Raw genomic sequence first — 16,650 nt, forward strand, 5'->3', positions numbered from 1 at the left:
GCTCTAAAAACAAAATTTGCTTAGTTTATGGACAGGCACTAAATAAACCGACAGAATCACCAAAGCCTCTTCTGCTTTTGCCCGGAAGAGGCTTTTTTGTCTTCTCCTGTCCAGTCTATCAATTTATGAGTTGCTTCAAAAGCATTTGTATCTCCGAATAAAAAATCATCGGCCCGCTTATGGCATATCATCGGGTGAGTGGTGGAAATACTATGTTTCAAATCAAGATGCTCCACTGCCTTTTGGGCATGATTACCCCACAAAAACCAAATCAAATCCGGACAAGCCTGGTTGATGTAATCCAGCAATCTGTCGGTAAATGGTTTCCAATGTTTTGAGTGACTCCCGGGCTTGCCCAAATTGCAGGAAAAAGAGGTATTCAGTAACAAAACCCCTTGTCGTTCCCAATGCTTAAACAGTTGATTGGGTGGAAGAAGAACAAAACGACCATCTGCAATTTCATTTTTGACACTGTTGAAGGTCCTGAACTCCTTTTTCTCTGCAGCATAGAGTGCCCGAACAATATTTCGAAGACTTGTGTTCCGGAAACTCCCTGTCCAGCTTCTCAAAGGCCCTACTTCAAAAGCACGACCTGTAGCAACCCCCTTTTGTGGATAGGGGTCCTGACCCAGAATTACTACTTTTGCTTTTGATAAATCAAGTGTCAAAAAACGAAGCATATCATTAACAGCCGGGGTAATCTCTTCACTATTCGCAATTCCAATTTTGTTTTCGACCTCATCAAGAATTGACAAAACCTCTTGAGTAAAAAAAAGCTTCCAGGAAGAATGAATATCTGAGGGTAATATCATCAGGATTATTTAAAATTAAACTTGTTTACTTAACCTGATAAATTCGCAAATAATCAGGTTGAATGTTCAAATATAATTATTCCTGCATTGGTTCAAATAAAACCATCATTCATTCCGCTAAAACTTCTGATCCCTAAGAACCTTAACAATTTTGCAACCTTCAATAAACCCTAATCCCCTCCAATTTGTTAGCTTTGAAAACAAAAAAATGCGACAACACCTTTTCTTTCTCATTCTGCTGGCGTTGGCATCAACCGGCTGTCAATCACACAGAAAGCCATCACTAACAGGATCCCGTCAAATTTCCATAGACAGTACAATTGCACCAGATTCAACAGTGACTGCTTATATTGCACCGCTTCGCGATTCGGTAGATGCAATAATGAATGAAGTAATCGGAACTTCTCCTGAAGAAATGTTTGCCGACAAACCCGAGTCCCCCCTTTCCAGTTTTGTTGCTGACCTCCTTAGGGAAGCCGCTACGAAGGAATTAAAAGAACTGGGAAAAGAACAATTTCCTGTTATCACGGTCATAAACATCAGGGGATTGAGAGCTCCGCTTCCGAAGGGCCCCATAAAAGTCAAGCACATCTATGCCCTGATGCCCTTCGAAAACCAGATGGTAACCTTGAAAATGTCAGGAGAAGACATCAAAAAACTCTATCAGCATATAGGCGAATCTAACGGCGACGGCCTGAGTGGTGGTTCTTTTTCTTTTGCCGACCAATCGGTAAAAAACCCGAAAATCCATAACCAACAAGTAAAAGACGAGGCCTTTTATTATGTGGTGACATCCGATTACCTTGCCACAGGTGGTGACCATTACACCATATTTGCCAAAGCAACAGAAAAGTATGAATCGTCTCAAAAGATCCGTGACCTGATTATTCAGCACATCAGAGATATAGAGAAACAAGGCAGTCTCATTCCGGTGCCTGAAAACAAACGCATCGAAATGCAGTAAAGAACCATCAGCCAACTATCAATAAAACAACCACATGCATACCAATAGACGACATTTTTTAAAAACGCTTGCCGCAGGAAGTATTGCTGCTGCTATCCCTTTCACTCTCAGAGGAGAATCTTCCACCGGCAATACACTAACCATTCTGCATACCAATGACGTTCACAGTCACCTGGATCCATTCGAAAGCAATCATCCAGAATTTCCAAACCTGGGTGGATTTTCCAGAAGAGCTAACCTCATAAACAAACTGCGCAATCAGAAGGAACACGTTATACTGCTGGATGCGGGAGATATTTTTCAGGGAACCCCCTACTTCAATTTTTTTGGTGGAAAACCAGAGTTGGAACTGATGACGAAAATGAAATACGATGCAGCAACCATCGGAAATCACGAATTCGACAACGGGATGCAACATTTGGCAGACCAGCTACAATACGCCGAATTCCCATTCATTTGCAGCAATTACAAATTCGAAGGCACCCCGCTTGAAGAAAAAACCCAACCCTGGAAAATTATCGAAAAAGGCCCCTTCCGAATTGGAATCATTGGTCTGGGCATAAATCCTGCTGGTCTGGTATCTCCCGCTAATTATGAAGGAATGGAATGGCTGAATCCGGTAAGCATCGGAGAAGAGACTGCTACATTTCTCAAAAATGAAAAGAAATGCAATCTCATCATTGCACTTTCACATCTTGGAATTAACAGCACTTCCGAAAGACCTGATTCAGACAGAAAATTGGCCGCAGAAACTTCTTCCATTGATATCATCGTTGGTGGACATACCCACACATTCCTGGAGGAACCGGAACAAATAAAAAACAGACAAGGCAAGAATGTTATAATCAATCAGGTTGGCTGGGGCGGAGTAATTCTGGGCCAGCTGGATGTTACATTAAATAATGGGAAGTCCACGTTCCTCGCCACGCAACACCTTCTAAGATAGTGGTACTTTTGGTTTCTTAGTTATAAAACCAGATAAAAAACAGAAGACATTAGCCCATATAAGTATTTCATTTTTCTATATTATTTTGTTTTAATCAAACCTAGAACAAAAAACCCAAAGGCGTAACGTTGAATACTATTTTAGATTCATTATGAAATAATGTAATACAATAATTATGACAAAACATTATGAATCAGATATAGAAGAAATAATTGCTAAACGGTATGATAATGGCGGTGATTTATGGACTTCCCCTGACAAACGGATAGCCAAAGGAAGCCCGTTTTCAACTCTTGGTAGTGCGTTAATGCTCGCAGAGTTGGGATTAACGACTTCTTCACCTGTAATTAAAGATACTGCTGAATTGATACTTAGTTCATGGCGAGAAGACGGACGATTTCAAATAGCACCAAAGGGTGCAATATACCCTTGTCATACCGCTGGTACTGCTAGGATTTTATGTCGCATGGGATATACTAACGATAATAGACTAAAAAAAACTTTTGAACATCTCCTTAAAATTCAGCATAATGATGGTGGTTGGCGTTGTAATACCTATAAATTTGGAAGAGGGCCGGAAACGGTCTATTCAAATCCAGGAACAACATTAGAAGTTTTAGACACATTCAGATTCACACATTTTCTTAATAATAATAAACAACTGGATAAGGCCGTGGAATTTTTACTCAATCATTGGGAAACCCGGGAACCCCTAGGCCCTTGCCATTATGGAATTGGCACTTTATTCATGAAAGTTGAATATCCTTTTTTTAGATATAACCTATTTTTCTATGTTCATGTTCTATCTTTTTATGACATAGCTAAGAAAGATAATAGATTTATAGAGGCGCTTAACGTTTTAGAATCCAAAATGGTTAAGGGGAAAATAATAGTAGAAAATCCCAACAGAAAGTTGGCAAAACTTTCCTTTTGTAAAAAGGGAGAACCAAGTGACCTTGCTACTGAACGGTATTATGAAATATTGAATAATTTAGAATAAGAATTGAAAGAAGATATCTTAAAAAAGAGTTCATTACAAGCCCTAAATATTACAAAGCTATGGGTAATTAAAACGAACCGGGTTCAGAAAAAAAACAGACAAATTTGAAAGCACCTCAGTTTTAATAATATGTGATTCCGATTCACAATTTTCTTCAAGCCTTTACAAACCAGGCAAAGAATGAAGCAAATAGAGATGGTGTTACTCCGATTGAGTTGATCGATAAAGAAAGATTAGTGGATCTTTCCGAAAAATACCAACTTAAACTAATTACTGTGACTGTTTATGAAATTGATACGAAATGCTTTAAGGTATTCACTTAACAATACTCCGCAAGCTATTTTCATCTAGTTGACTATAAGAATCTTACAAGCCTCAAAAAATAAAACTCTACTCTCCGATTATAAAATCTTTGCGTATCTGCGTTTTGGCAATTTTAACAGACTATTGTGCCTGAAACACTGATTAAAAAAAGGAATATTGTCCCGCAATAAAGAAATAATTCCACAAAACGGAATTAAAGCTTTTTCTATGGGGGCTTTAAATATTCATTGTCTGAACTAAACCGAAAGATTCGCGTAATAAATCCTATATGATTCACATACGGGACGTTTTCTCCTGGATTATCAGTTCAACTAAACAATACCAAAGAAACAACAGAGAAAGGGGTAGCCCTTTAAAACAAACCTAGAGTATGAATAAGAACACTGAACAGGAAAGAACTCTCCATTTCTCAGCCGATAAGGAAATGATAAGAATCTAAAAGTTTTGTGTAACCAATTCATTTCAGGACATAATCCTTATAAATAAAAAACGCGCTAAAACCTCTTGTTCTGAAGCTTAAGCGCGATTTTCAATATCAAATAACCTATTACTCTATCGGTAATTGTCTCTTAAAGGACTCATCCAGGGAGATAATTGTCTCGGTAGATGAGATGCCCGGGATGTTTTGTAGACGGTCGTGTAAAATACGCTTTAAATGCTCATTACTTTTGGCAAAAATCTTAATAAACATGGCATACTCACCTGTGGTATAGTGACATTCAACCACTTCCGGAATTTCTTCCAACATCTTTACCACCTTATCAAAAAGGCTTGCTTTTTTGAGGAATATTCCCATAAAAGCACAGGTGTGATAACCAATTTTACTGGGATTAATGATAAATTCGGATCCTTTAATAACCCCCATATTCATCAAACGCTGAATGCGTTGGTGAATTGCAGCACCGGACACCTTACATTCCCTGGCAACTTCAAGAAACGGAATTCGGGCATTATGTGTAATCATTGACAAAATTTTTTTGTCAAGGCTATCAATCTGTAAATTGCTCTCCATATTAAAAATGACAAATGTTAGAAATTAAAAGAATTTCTGCTCTTTTTTTAATGATTCTTTTCGAATTTACGGGTATTTATCCAATAATCCAATAAATATGGAGCAAAAATAGCACTACGAATTTTTTAACTTCCTAATTCACTTTCAGTTTTTAAGTATGTGGGCCAATTGTTTCAAATCATCGCCACTGAGGTTTTGAAAAATCTGAAGGTCAAACAGAGGAATAATCGCCAGAATATGATCAAAAATATCTGCCTGAACAGCTTCAAATTTAATCCATTCCTGTTCTCGGGAGAACGCATAAATCTGTATCGGAATGCCCTTCTCACCTGGATCAAGATGACGCACAATCAGCGTCATCTTTTCATTAATTTTAGGATGCTTGGTGAGATAATTTTCCAGATATTTTCTGAAAATTCCCAAATTGGTCATCCGTCTCCCATTAACAGGCAAAGATTCATCTATTTCATTTTGCTTGTTATACTCTTCTATTTCTTTTTGTCGTTCTTCGATGTATGATTTAAGATGGTGAATTTTCTTAAACTTATCCAGCATCTCTGAGGTACAAAACTTCACGCTATGGGTATCAATGAAGACTGATCGGGCAATACGACGACCTCCGGATTCTTCCATCCCACGCCAGTTTACAAACGAATTGGAAACCATTGCATAAGTTGGAATGGTGGAAATGGTTTTATCCCAGTTACGCACCTTTACGGTATTCAGCGAAATCTCCTGAACCGTTCCATCTGCATTATGGCCGGGCATAGAAATCCAGTCACCCACACGTACCATCCGATTCGCAGAAAGCTGTACCCCAGCCACCAACCCAAGAATGGAATCTCTGAAAATCAACATCAGAACAGCAGCCAGAGCTCCCATTCCTGCAATAATGGCAGTTACCTTGACATTAAAAATAATGGAAACCGCAACCAGAATACCAATAATAATGGCCAACAGCTGAATCACTTGTAAATAACCTTTAATCGGACGGTCGTAAGCAAAGGGAAAGGTATTGTAAATATCCTCAAAAGCCCGCAACAATGCCTGAAAAGCCATCAGGATAACAATCAACAAATACAGAGAAACCAAATCGTGAAAAACCGCTAACCGATCCGGTTGGTCACCCCAAAAAACACCTGAAAGAAAGTAAATAACCACCACCGGTGCCAAATGAGCCAACCGATGAAATACCTTTCGGTGGACCAGATGGTCATCCATTTTCGACCTGGTTTTTCTCACCATCCGGATGATAGAAAACAGAAGGACTCTTCGCACAATAAAAAAAGCCAACCAGGAAAGCAGCAGCATAAGCACTGTAGAAATGCCAAAAAGCAGGATTTCTGTCCAGAATTCAGAAAGATTAAGCAACTGCAAACGGGAATGAAGCCATTCGGTTAGCCAATTTACGTTAGAATTTATCGTCTCCATGCTTTAATTATTACAATGTTTTTGTATATTTTTGTTTGAATCATAATTAACCTAAATTTTGACTCCAGCAGATTTTAACCGGGAATTCTAAAAACCCCTTAATCTGCCATCAAATAAGAATTCAATCAATTATCCCGGTCAACATTGAATGTTTGCACAAAAATAACGAAACAACGGAATGTAACCTATTTTCCAATAACGAATGAAGCCAAATAATTTTTTACTAACACTACTGATACTGGTTGTCTTTTCTCCTTCCCTGTTATTCGCGCAGGACAGACTTAACTTTGAAGAGGCACTGAGAATCGATTTTGTCCTTTCGGGAAACCATCAGGAACAAACTGTGACCATTGTCAATTATCTCAAATCTCCAAATTACCAATGCAGCCCGGGACAAGCCATACCTAACTATGACTATGGGTCCTACCGGGTTCTGCTTATAGAAAAAGAAAAACTCGACACCTTGTTCATAAAAGGGTTCTGCACTCTTTTTGAAGAATGGCAATCCACGCCTGAAGCCAATAAAAAAGAACGGGCATTCAGACAAACTGTGGAAACGCCTTTCCCCCTCAAGGAGGTCTTTGTAAAACTGGAATTACGCGATTCAATGGGGATGTTCAGAACCTTACGCTCAGAATTCTTCTCGCCATCATCCATCATCCAAAAGTTATCGCCGGAAAGATTCCCTTCAAAAAAGATTCACGGCATCGAAGATCCATCGAGACAGTTGGACCTTTTGATTTTAGCAGAAGGATATACAAAGGACGAAACTGAAACCTTCTTTGAAGATGCTGAAAATGTCTCTTTGCAACTTTTGAGTACCCCTCCATACGACCAACTTAAGGATAAAATAACCATAAGAGCCATGGCGGTTCCTTCAGGCGATTCCGGAACTAATAATCCGCAAAAAGAAGAATGGGGAAACACTGCGATGGGCAGTTCGTTCAACACCTTTGGCACCGACAGGTATCTTGAAAGCCTTTATACATGGAAGATTTTCGATTATTCTGCCGCTCATCCACGCGACCACATTATCGTATTGGTCAACACAAAAAAATATGGTGGTGGTGGTGTTTACAATCACTTTTCTATCACCTCTGCCGGACACCCCTATTCTGCAAAAGTACTCATTCATGAAATAGGCCATGGCCTGGCCGGGCTGGGAGATGAATATTACTCACCCGATGTAAGTTATTCGGACTTTTTTGATTTGAAAACTGAGCCCTGGCACCCCAACATTACCACTTTGGTCGATTTTGAAAGCAAATGGAAAAACCTTATTGATGAATCCACTCCTATCCCGACACCTGCAAATAACAAATACAAGAACATCACAGGGGTGTTTGAAGGAGCAGGTTATTCAGCAAAAGGAATATACCGGCCAGCCATAAACTGCCGGATGAAATCGAATGAAGCGGATGGATTTTGTGAAGTATGCAAGTTATCTATCAAGAAAGCAGTCAACTTTTACACAAAATAGAAAACATTAATAAAACCATATATATGAATTATTTAGCAAGCGAAAAGCGTTACGACAACATGATTTACCGCCGTTGCGGAAAAAGCGGAATTAAGCTGCCGGCTTTGTCACTAGGCCTATGGCACAACTTCGGATCGGTCGATGTTTTCGAAAACGGACGAAGCATCCTTCATCATGCATTCGACAATGGCATAACCCATTTCGACCTGGCCAATAACTACGGACCTGTTCCGGGAAGTGCTGAAGAAAATTTTGGCCGTATCCTGGCTACCGATTTCAAACCTTACCGGGATGAAATGATTATTTCCTCAAAAGCAGGGTATCTAATGTGGCCCGGACCTTACGGAGAATGGGGTTCCAGAAAATATCTCCTTGCCAGCCTCGACCAAAGTCTGAAGCGTATGGGTTTGGAATATGTAGATATTTTTTATTCTCACCGTCCCGATCCCAATACACCCCTCGAAGAAACAATGGGAGCCCTGGCGCATGCTGTAAAACAGGGGAAAGCGCTGTATGCAGGAATATCCAACTATCCAGCGGATCTGACACAACAAGCTGAAACTATTCTGCGTGACCTGGGCGTTCCATTACTCATCCATCAACCCAGATACAGTATGCTGGATCGATGGGTGGAAGACGATGGCCTCCTGGACGTTCTGGGAAAACGCGGAGTTGGGTCCATTGCATTCTCACCTCTGGCTCAGGGGCTGTTAACCAACAAATATCTGAAAGATATCCCTGCCAATTCCCGAATGGCCAATCCTCACGGATTCCTGCATAAAGATGCCCTAACACCTGAAGTTCAGGCCAGACTAAACAAATTAAATGCAGTCGCGGCCACCAGAGCTCAGTCACTTGCCCAAATGTCCATTGCCTGGTTACTGAAAGACAGCAGAGTTACCTCTGTTCTGATTGGTGCCAGCAGCGTGGAGCAGCTCAACAACAATCTGGATGCACTAAATAACACAGCATTCACCGAAGAGGAGTTGAATGATATTGAGAAGATTTTGAAATAAAGGATTGAGGCTGAGGTTGAACAAACCGTTCATCCTTAGCCTTCAGTAAGCATAATTACCTTCGATTGAAGATGTATCGTTAATATGTGTAACAAAGTTGTTTGGGTTTATCGTTAAACAGGCTTAACTCTGTTGCTTAAAAATGGCGGACCCCCGTCCGCCAACCCTGATAACTACTGCCTATCAACAAACTCACTTTTTCTTCTCATCAAAATCTACCTATGCCAAGAATTCAAAAACCCTCTTGGGGGGATTTAGAGGCGCTTTTTTTAGCTGCCCCATAAAGTTTTCCCTTCTCACTTTATCACCAATCTTGTTATCTTTGTCGGCAATAGAAGAAAATATTATGGCCAACATACTTTCAGTAGAAAATCTTACCCATAACTGGGGGGACATTCGTTTGTTCAGCAACCTTTCTTTCGGTTTAGAGGAAGGGGACAAAGCTGCCCTCATCGCAAGAAACGGAACAGGGAAAACCACGCTTCTCAATATTCTGGGAGGAAAATTTTCTGCAGATTCAGGCAATGTAACCTGGCGAAAGGAGATTGTCACAGGGTATCTGGCTCAGGATCCTGATTTTGAACCGGAACTTACTGTTCTGGAATCCATTTTCCACTCCGAGAACGAAACAGCCGTGGTTGTTCGTCAATATGAAAAAGCTATTGCCGAAAATGACCATGACTCTCTTCAGACGTTACTCCCCCGCATGGAACATCTGAATGCCTGGGACTATGAAGAACGGGCAAAGCAGATTCTTTCGCAGTTAAAAATCGATATGTTTGACCAGCCCATGGCCCAATTGTCTGGTGGGCAGATAAAACGAGTGGCCCTTGCCAGAGTATTAATTACCAATCCGGACTTTCTGATTCTGGATGAGCCCACCAACCACCTTGATTTAGACATGATCGAATGGTTGGAAGATTACCTGAAAAGAAGCAGGATGACCCTCTTGATGGTTACTCACGACCGGTATTTCCTGGACAATGTCTGCAACGAAATATACGAATTACAGGACGAAACGCTATATCAATACAAAGGAAACTACACCTACTATCTGGAAAAACGGGACGAACGCATCAACCAGAAAAATCTGGAGGTAGAAAAAGCGAGAAATCTGTTACGAAAAGAGCAGGACTGGATGAACCGCCAGCCACAGGCCCGGGGCACCAAAGCCAAATACAGGATAGACGCTTTTTATGATCTCAAAAAAACTGCCGGACAAAGTACTGAAGAACAAAACCTGGAAATAAACATCAAATCCTCACGGCTGGGTAAAAAAGTTGTCAACCTGCACCACATCAGCAAAAGCTTTGACACCCTCAACCTAATTCGCGACTTTTCCTACAAATTTGTGCGCGGAGAAAAAATCGGCATAATCGGGAAAAACGGAAGCGGAAAGTCCACCTTTCTGAACATCCTTACCGGCAAACTTCAACCCGATAGCGGAGAGGTGGAACCCGGAGAAACCCTGGTTTTTGGCTACTACAGACAGGAAGGACTGAATATTGACAACAGTAAAAGAGTTTTGGATGTAATCACCGACATTGCAGACCACATCCAACTGGGAAAAGACCAATCTATGTCTGCATCTCAGTTTCTAAGATATTTTATGTTCCCCAACGAAATGCATAATGTGCTGGTGGAGAAACTCAGTGGTGGTGAGAAAAAACGGCTCTACCTGATGACCGTTCTCATGAAGAATCCAAACTTCCTGATTCTTGATGAGCCCACCAACGATCTTGACATCCTGACGCTAAACATTCTGGAAGATTATCTCCTTCAGTTTGATGGTTGTGTAATGGTGGTCTCCCACGACCGTTACTTCCTTGATAAAGTCACAGACCACTTATTTGTTTTCGAAGGGAATGGCGGAATAAAAGATTTTCCGGGAAATTACACTGATTATTATACCCATATTAAAGCAAAAGAAAAACTACAAAAAGCAGCATCTTCTGTCACCGCAAAAGAATCTAAAAAGAGAAAACCTGCCCGAAAACCCGACAAAAACAAAATCACTTTCAAGGAAAAAAAGGAAATAGAAAGTCTTGAACAGCAAATTGAAAAATTAGAAGCTCAAAAAAGTGAAATGGAAGCACAACTCAACTCCGGAGCCTTATCCGGAGAAGGATTGCTTCAAACCTCATCGGATCTTGGCAAAATAATAGAAGAACTTGACCATTGCGAAATGAGATGGCTCGAGTTGAGCGAAAAAGATAATTAATTTCTTATTTCATCCCAGGAGTATTCTCCCATATCAACAAGATCCTGCAGGTTGTTCCTTGTAATCCCCATCGATTTAACGCTGAAGGTAGGGATGGTCTGAGTTCCGTTAAATGTGCTGGCATTTGCCAGCTCTTCAGGATTCCCATTTTCCATCAGAATTTTTGCAATTAAATCGCCGGTTTTATACCCCAATTCTTTATGTGGGTGATATACCGTGAGATTCATTCCTCCATCTTCAATACTCCTTACAGCTTCTAAAATAGCATCCTGACCGGTAACAAAAACCTTGTCGGCGATTCCATATTTATTGAGAACATCTACAACCCCAAGCCCCATCGGATCATTGCAACTGATCACCGCATCCACTGTCAGTCCGTGGGAATCCAGAATATTTTGAAACTCATAGGTAGCCCGTTCTCTGTTCCATCCCTCAATATAAGATTCATAAATCACATTTATCTCCCCAGCGTCCACATGAGGTTTTAACATAACATCAATATGGGCCTTCACTTCGAATCCATTTTTGTCAAATCTGTCACCGGCAAAAACCACGTAATTCCCTGAGGGCGCGGCAGCAAGAGCACCTTCACAAAAGATGCGGGCAATCTCTTCATTGTCACCAGTCACAAACATGTCATAATTGGAGTTGTTAATCAGCCGGTTGTAAGCAATCACTTTCACCCCCTGTGCCCTGGCATCCCGAACAAGTGGAGCAATCGTATTTCCGTTAACAGCAGCTATCACCAGTAAGTCAACTCCTTGGGCAAGTAACTCATAACCCTGGGCCAACTGAGTGATATCATTGTCTTCGGCATGTTTTATTAAAGTAGCTATACCGTGCTCTTTTAACTTTTCGGCCATAAAATTGCCTTCTTTAACAAATCTTTCCCGGTTTTGCGCGGGATTTAGATATCCTACGGTATATTCCGACCCATTGGAACAGGAAAGCAAAAAAGAAAATAACAAGGCTGAAAGAGAAATCTTTAGAATTTTCATAGTACAAAATGCATTTTCATCTGATTACAAATATCAAAAAAAATCTAAACAAAAGCTAAATTCCAAGAAAATATACATATTTTTACCTGACCAAAAACGTTTTTTACAATGCAAAACTTCAATTGGAGCTGGCGGGATATCAGTATCCGCCACAAAATAGGACTCGGTTTTACTTTAATCATCGCAATTTCTGTAATAACAGGCCTAGTTTTATTGAGCAACCTCAATAAAATATCCAAGCAAACAAAAAACCTATCAGAAACGCATATTCCTACAGTTTATGAAGTGAATTATCTGATGCGTTACTGGCAGGAAACCAGTGAAAATGCCAAATCCTTCGATTTTTCAAAGAATCCATATTTCAACAGTCAGGCAGAAATCACCTTTGACCGCACCAATACAGCATTTCAGAATCTGATTGAACTTACAACGGATCGGAAAGAGGAATTGATTAAAAAAGGTGTATTCCTGGACCTACTCAAACAGCATCTGACACGTTACAAGGAAACAAGAGAAAAATATCTTGCTATCTCTTCCAGGTTTGAAAATCAACTAGGCCTTTTTAATCAAACCTTAAACAACCTCAACAGCACAGCCAGCACCAATTCGTTTAATGAAACACGGATTGTTGCAGAAGCAAATCAGCTTGCAGTTCAGATTAATAATCATATTCTTAACCGAAATGGCGTAGCATTAATTGAGTTGGCAAAAGAATTGCCCGAATCCAGAAACAGAGCAATGGGAATTCCTTCAAGAGCAGACCTAAAGACTCTCACCTCTGGCTTATATGACATTTTTGACAATTTGCTTTCCACCTATAAGCAAATGCGTATTGCCGAACTTAACAATTATGAAGCATCCAAAAATGTGATGTGGGAAGTTCGGGCATCCTCAGATATTGGATTGGATCAAATCCAGATTGTTGGAAATACCAGCAATGAGATCACCAACAAACAGCGGACAATACAAATAATAACCATTATCCTTTCAATTGTTTTGGGCGCATCACTTATTGTTATTCTTTCTAACTCCATAGGACGCCCCATCATCAGAGGAATCGAGCTTGCCGAAAGAGTAGCCAAAGGAGATCTCACCGTTAAAATGAAAGAAGACCGGAAAGATGAAATCGGTCGTCTGGGAAGTGCCCTGAACAATATGACGGTTAACCTCAATAAATTGATATCTGACATTATCAACACTTCAAGAGGAGTTGCAGATTACAGCGAACAACTCAATGAGAAAGCGCTTGATCTGGCTGAAGGTGCAAACCAACAGGCCTCCTCCGCCGAAGAAGTATCATCATCTATGGAGGAGATGCACGGTGTGATCGAGCAAAATACCCACAACTCCAAAGAAACGGAAAGAATTTCTGCAAAAGCAGCTTCCCAAATGCGGGAAAGTAACAAACGAAGCAAAGAAGCAGCTTTGCAACTTGAAGAGATTACAAGCAAAATAATGGTTATCAAAGACATTGCCTTTCAGACCAACATTCTGGCTCTCAACGCAGCAGTGGAAGCAGCACGAGCCGGACAGGAAGGCAGAGGTTTCTCTGTGGTGGCCGCTGAAGTTCGCAAACTTGCCGAACGGAGTCAGACTGCAGCTCAGGAAATCAGCAAAGTATCTGCAATAACCATTGAAGCATCCCGCCTCTCGACACAAATGCTTGATGAACTTACCCCACAAATTGAAAAAACGGCCGAATTGGTAAGTGAAATTTCAGCAGCATCGGTAGAACAGGTTAGCGGAGTGCAACAAATCAACCTGGCACTTCAGGAGTTGAATCAGATAACCCAGAGAAATGCCTCCAGTGCGGATGAAATCAACATAACCTCAGATAAGTTGCAGGGGATGTCCCATGAACTTCTGAATGCCACCACTTCTTTCAAAGCATTGAGAAGTGCCGAAGACGAGGAGGAAGATTATTAGGCCCAAAACAGTCACCAGAAGATGAATATATGACAATACTCACACACCCCACTTTAATTTTATAAGCAAAACCCGTTATTTTTTTTCAATTTAATTGTTTTAGACTAAATTAATAATTATTTTTGCAGAACAAACAAAACAAAGACAATTTATCATGTTAATGCATGCCTATACTTTCTTTTATTTCTTCTTTTATTTTTTTGGTTTTTCAACCAGAAGGGGCAGGCTCATGCATAATCAATAACGAAAAGGAATTTTCAAAATATGCGTCCCGCCCCAACAGGCGGGATTTTTTTTATTTAAACCATGAGTAAAACAGAAAAAGTTAAAGTAGCCATTCAGGGAATACCGGGGGCCAATCATGAGATTGCAGCCAGAGCCTGGTTCAGCAACAAAGAAGTAGAACCTGTTGCCTGCCACACGTTTCAGGAAGTGTTTGATGTCATGCACAACAATCCTGAAACCCTTGGCATTATGGCCATTGAAAACACACTGGTGGGAAGCTTACTCCCCAACTACACCATGTTGCGTGAATCGGGTTTTTTCATTCATGGTGAACACAAGTTAAGAATTAAGCACCATCTGATGGCTCTGCCGGGACAAACCATTAAGGATCTCCACGAGGTACACTCCCATCCGATGGCCCTTGCTCAGTGCGAGGCATTTTTCAAAGATTACCCGCATATCAAACTCATTGAAAGTGAAGATACCGCCTATAGTGCCAAGGTTATTGAAGACGGTCAGTTAAAAGGAATTGGAGCCATTGCATCATCCCTGGCAGCAGACCTTTATCATCTGGACATCATCGAAAGCGGTATTGAAACCAACAAGCACAATTTTACACGTTTTCTCATAATTGGTCAGAAAGACAGCCTTGAAAAGGCAGAACTTCTCGAACAAAAAAGAATCAATAAATCATCTTTGGTATTCTCTCTCCCCCATGAAGAAGGAAGCCTGTCGAAAGTTCTTACTATTCTGGCTTTCTACAGCATCAATCTTTCAAAAATTCAATCATTGCCTGTGGTTGGTGTAGAATGGGAATATTTATTTTACATTGATATAAATTACAATGATTATGAACGATATATGCAATCATTGGATGCCATTCGTCCACTTTGCAAAAAATTAAGAATTCTGGGTGAGTACGAAGCTTGTCAAACCACACATTCAACCAATGGGGAAACGGTAAGAAAAGAGAAAGTTCAACAAGCACTATTATCGATTTAAAGAACGGAACTATGATAACACCAGCCCATAGAGTCAGTGAAGTAAAAGAGTATTACTTCTCCCTCAAACTGAAAGAAATTGCAGGAATGATAAAAGATGGCAAACCTGTCATCAACCTGGGAATTGGAAATCCCGATCAACCGCCGGCTCCGGAAGTTCTGGAAACCCTTAACAAAGCAGCCTTGCGACCCGACACACATGGATATCAGGGTTACATCGGAATACCTGAACTTCGAAATGCCTTTTCACAATGGTATAAAAAGTTTTACGGAGTAATCCTCGACCCAGAGTCGGAGGTGCTTCCCCTGATGGGTTCAAAAGAGGGTATCATGCATATCTCAATGGCCTTCCTGAATCCGGGAGATGAGGTATTGGTACCCAATCCCGGCTATCCGACTTACTCGGCAGTAACCCAAATTGTTGGAGCCAAAGAGCGCTCGTACGACTTATTGGAAGAAAACAACTGGCAACCCGACCTGGAAGCGTTGGAAAAACTGGATTTATCCAGGGTCAAAATGATGTGGGTCAATTATCCTAATATGCCAACCGGAGCAAAAGCCAGTCGCACCTTTTTTACCGCGTTGATAGCCTTTGCAAAGCGAAATGACATATTGATTTGCAACGACAACCCGTACAGCTTTATACTAAATGAGGAACCACAAAGCCTGCTCTCGATTCCGGGTGCCAAAGAGGTAGCAATCGAGCTGAACTCGTTGAGTAAATCGCACAATATGGCCGGATGGCGAATTGGTATGGCCGCTTCCAATGCTGATTTTATCAAATATATATTGCGAATAAAAAGCAATATGGACTCGGGAATGTTCCGCCCCATGCAGGAAGCTGCTGCCAGAGCCCTGGCGCTTGAAGAAAAGTGGTACAAAGAAGTAAACAATGTCTATAAGAAGAGAAAAGAACTGGTTCTGAGAATCATGTCACTGCTGGAATGCACCTGGCAGGAAGATCAGGTAGGCATGTTTATCTGGGCCAGGATACCGGAGAAATATCCTTCAAGCAAAGACCTGTCGGATAAAATTCTTTACGAAGCAAATGTGTTCATTACGCCGGGATTTATTTTTGGTGATAACGGAGAAAAGTACATTCGCATATCATTGTGCACATCAGAAGAAAAATTACAGGAATCAATAAACAGAATTGAAAACATCATAACCAATTAACCATGCATAATTTAAACATTCAACCAATTACCCTTCCGGGTTTAGAACTGAAGCGCCCCATAATTATATCCGGGCCCTGCAGCGCCGAAACTGAAGAACAAGTAATGTCAACTGCCAA

The 16,650-nt window shown here is 40.8% G+C and carries 13 protein-coding genes; 9 read left to right on the top strand and 4 right to left on the bottom strand.

Annotated features, from left to right (window positions below):
• Positions 1-56: 56 nt before the first annotated feature.
• The gene (locus QZZ43_RS12365; RefSeq protein ID WP_291859738.1) at positions 57-812 is read right to left on the bottom strand and encodes a uracil-DNA glycosylase; all 756 of its coding nucleotides are present in this window, start codon (positions 810-812) and stop codon (positions 57-59) included.
• Positions 813-1,020: 208 nt separating this feature from the next.
• Between QZZ43_RS12365 and QZZ43_RS12370 the strand changes: the two genes are divergently transcribed.
• The 3 genes from QZZ43_RS12370 to QZZ43_RS12380 all read left to right on the top strand — a co-directional run bounded on the left by QZZ43_RS12370 (position 1,021) and on the right by QZZ43_RS12380 (position 3,722).
• On the top strand, positions 1,021-1,776 hold the full coding sequence (locus QZZ43_RS12370; protein WP_291859741.1) for a 5'-nucleotidase C-terminal domain-containing protein: 756 nt from the start codon (positions 1,021-1,023) through the stop codon (positions 1,774-1,776).
• 34 nt (positions 1,777-1,810) lie between these two features.
• The gene (locus QZZ43_RS12375; RefSeq protein ID WP_291859744.1) at positions 1,811-2,722 is read left to right on the top strand and encodes a bifunctional UDP-sugar hydrolase/5'-nucleotidase; all 912 of its coding nucleotides are present in this window, start codon (positions 1,811-1,813) and stop codon (positions 2,720-2,722) included.
• A gap of 175 nt (positions 2,723-2,897) precedes the next feature.
• Complete coding sequence (locus QZZ43_RS12380) at positions 2,898-3,722, top strand: prenyltransferase/squalene oxidase repeat-containing protein (protein ID WP_291859747.1); 825 nt, start codon at positions 2,898-2,900, stop codon at positions 3,720-3,722.
• Positions 3,723-4,593: 871 nt separating this feature from the next.
• Here the strand turns inward: QZZ43_RS12380 and QZZ43_RS12385 are convergent.
• Positions 4,594-5,058 (bottom strand): Lrp/AsnC ligand binding domain-containing protein, encoded by a 465-nt coding sequence (locus QZZ43_RS12385; protein ID WP_081485187.1) that lies wholly within the window; start codon positions 5,056-5,058, stop codon positions 4,594-4,596.
• 144 nt (positions 5,059-5,202) lie between these two features.
• On the bottom strand, positions 5,203-6,489 hold the full coding sequence (locus tag QZZ43_RS12390; RefSeq protein WP_291859756.1) for a mechanosensitive ion channel domain-containing protein: 1,287 nt from the start codon (positions 6,487-6,489) through the stop codon (positions 5,203-5,205).
• Positions 6,490-6,691: 202 nt separating this feature from the next.
• Between QZZ43_RS12390 and QZZ43_RS12395 the strand changes: the two genes are divergently transcribed.
• The 3 genes from QZZ43_RS12395 (at position 6,692) to QZZ43_RS12405 (ending at position 11,206) form a co-directional block, all read left to right on the top strand.
• The gene (locus QZZ43_RS12395) at positions 6,692-7,969 is read left to right on the top strand and encodes a M64 family metallopeptidase (protein ID WP_291859759.1); all 1,278 of its coding nucleotides are present in this window, start codon (positions 6,692-6,694) and stop codon (positions 7,967-7,969) included.
• A gap of 23 nt (positions 7,970-7,992) precedes the next feature.
• Entirely contained in the window at positions 7,993-8,985 is a 993-nt protein-coding gene (gene mgrA, locus QZZ43_RS12400) for an L-glyceraldehyde 3-phosphate reductase (RefSeq protein WP_291859761.1), read from the top strand.
• 346 nt (positions 8,986-9,331) lie between these two features.
• Entirely contained in the window at positions 9,332-11,206 is a 1,875-nt protein-coding gene (locus QZZ43_RS12405; RefSeq protein ID WP_291859763.1) for an ABC-F family ATP-binding cassette domain-containing protein, read from the top strand.
• Here QZZ43_RS12405 and QZZ43_RS12410 read toward each other — a convergent pair.
• Entirely contained in the window at positions 11,203-12,204 is a 1,002-nt protein-coding gene (locus QZZ43_RS12410; protein WP_291859766.1) for a substrate-binding domain-containing protein, read from the bottom strand. The two genes, QZZ43_RS12405 and QZZ43_RS12410, sit on opposite strands and share 4 nt — an antisense overlap.
• Positions 12,205-12,312: 108 nt before the next feature.
• Between QZZ43_RS12410 and QZZ43_RS12415 the strand changes: the two genes are divergently transcribed.
• The 3 genes from QZZ43_RS12415 (at position 12,313) to QZZ43_RS12425 (ending at position 16,532) form a co-directional block, all read left to right on the top strand.
• Positions 12,313-14,130: a methyl-accepting chemotaxis protein gene (locus tag QZZ43_RS12415; RefSeq protein WP_291859769.1), complete on the top strand. Its 1,818-nt coding sequence runs from the start codon at positions 12,313-12,315 to the stop codon at positions 14,128-14,130.
• A gap of 306 nt (positions 14,131-14,436) precedes the next feature.
• Positions 14,437-15,357: a prephenate dehydratase gene (locus tag QZZ43_RS12420; protein WP_291859770.1), complete on the top strand. Its 921-nt coding sequence runs from the start codon at positions 14,437-14,439 to the stop codon at positions 15,355-15,357.
• Positions 15,358-15,368: 11 nt separating this feature from the next.
• Positions 15,369-16,532: an aminotransferase class I/II-fold pyridoxal phosphate-dependent enzyme gene (locus QZZ43_RS12425; RefSeq protein WP_291859773.1), complete on the top strand. Its 1,164-nt coding sequence runs from the start codon at positions 15,369-15,371 to the stop codon at positions 16,530-16,532.
• Positions 16,533-16,650: the final 118 nt, after the last annotated feature.

The organism is Marinilabilia sp. (genome assembly GCF_016278715.1).
Classification (GTDB): domain Bacteria; phylum Bacteroidota; class Bacteroidia; order Bacteroidales; family Marinilabiliaceae; genus Marinilabilia.

Bases quoted from the DNA above. Each gene is read 5' to 3' on its own strand.
- QZZ43_RS12365 (WP_291859738.1), bottom strand. From the start codon at position 812: ATGATATTACCCTCAGATATTCATTCTTCCTGGAAGCTTTTTTTTACT.
- QZZ43_RS12370 (WP_291859741.1), top strand. From the start codon at position 1,021: ATGCGACAACACCTTTTCTTTCTCATTCTGCTGGCGTTGGCATCAACC.
- QZZ43_RS12375 (WP_291859744.1), top strand. From the start codon at position 1,811: ATGCATACCAATAGACGACATTTTTTAAAAACGCTTGCCGCAGGAAGT.
- QZZ43_RS12380 (WP_291859747.1), top strand. From the start codon at position 2,898: ATGACAAAACATTATGAATCAGATATAGAAGAAATAATTGCTAAACGG.
- QZZ43_RS12385 (WP_081485187.1), bottom strand. From the start codon at position 5,058: ATGGAGAGCAATTTACAGATTGATAGCCTTGACAAAAAAATTTTGTCA.
- QZZ43_RS12390 (WP_291859756.1), bottom strand. From the start codon at position 6,489: ATGGAGACGATAAATTCTAACGTAAATTGGCTAACCGAATGGCTTCAT.
- QZZ43_RS12395 (WP_291859759.1), top strand. From the start codon at position 6,692: ATGAAGCCAAATAATTTTTTACTAACACTACTGATACTGGTTGTCTTT.
- mgrA (WP_291859761.1), top strand. From the start codon at position 7,993: ATGAATTATTTAGCAAGCGAAAAGCGTTACGACAACATGATTTACCGC.
- QZZ43_RS12405 (WP_291859763.1), top strand. From the start codon at position 9,332: ATGGCCAACATACTTTCAGTAGAAAATCTTACCCATAACTGGGGGGAC.
- QZZ43_RS12410 (WP_291859766.1), bottom strand. From the start codon at position 12,204: ATGAAAATTCTAAAGATTTCTCTTTCAGCCTTGTTATTTTCTTTTTTG.
- QZZ43_RS12415 (WP_291859769.1), top strand. From the start codon at position 12,313: ATGCAAAACTTCAATTGGAGCTGGCGGGATATCAGTATCCGCCACAAA.
- QZZ43_RS12420 (WP_291859770.1), top strand. From the start codon at position 14,437: ATGAGTAAAACAGAAAAAGTTAAAGTAGCCATTCAGGGAATACCGGGG.
- QZZ43_RS12425 (WP_291859773.1), top strand. From the start codon at position 15,369: ATGATAACACCAGCCCATAGAGTCAGTGAAGTAAAAGAGTATTACTTC.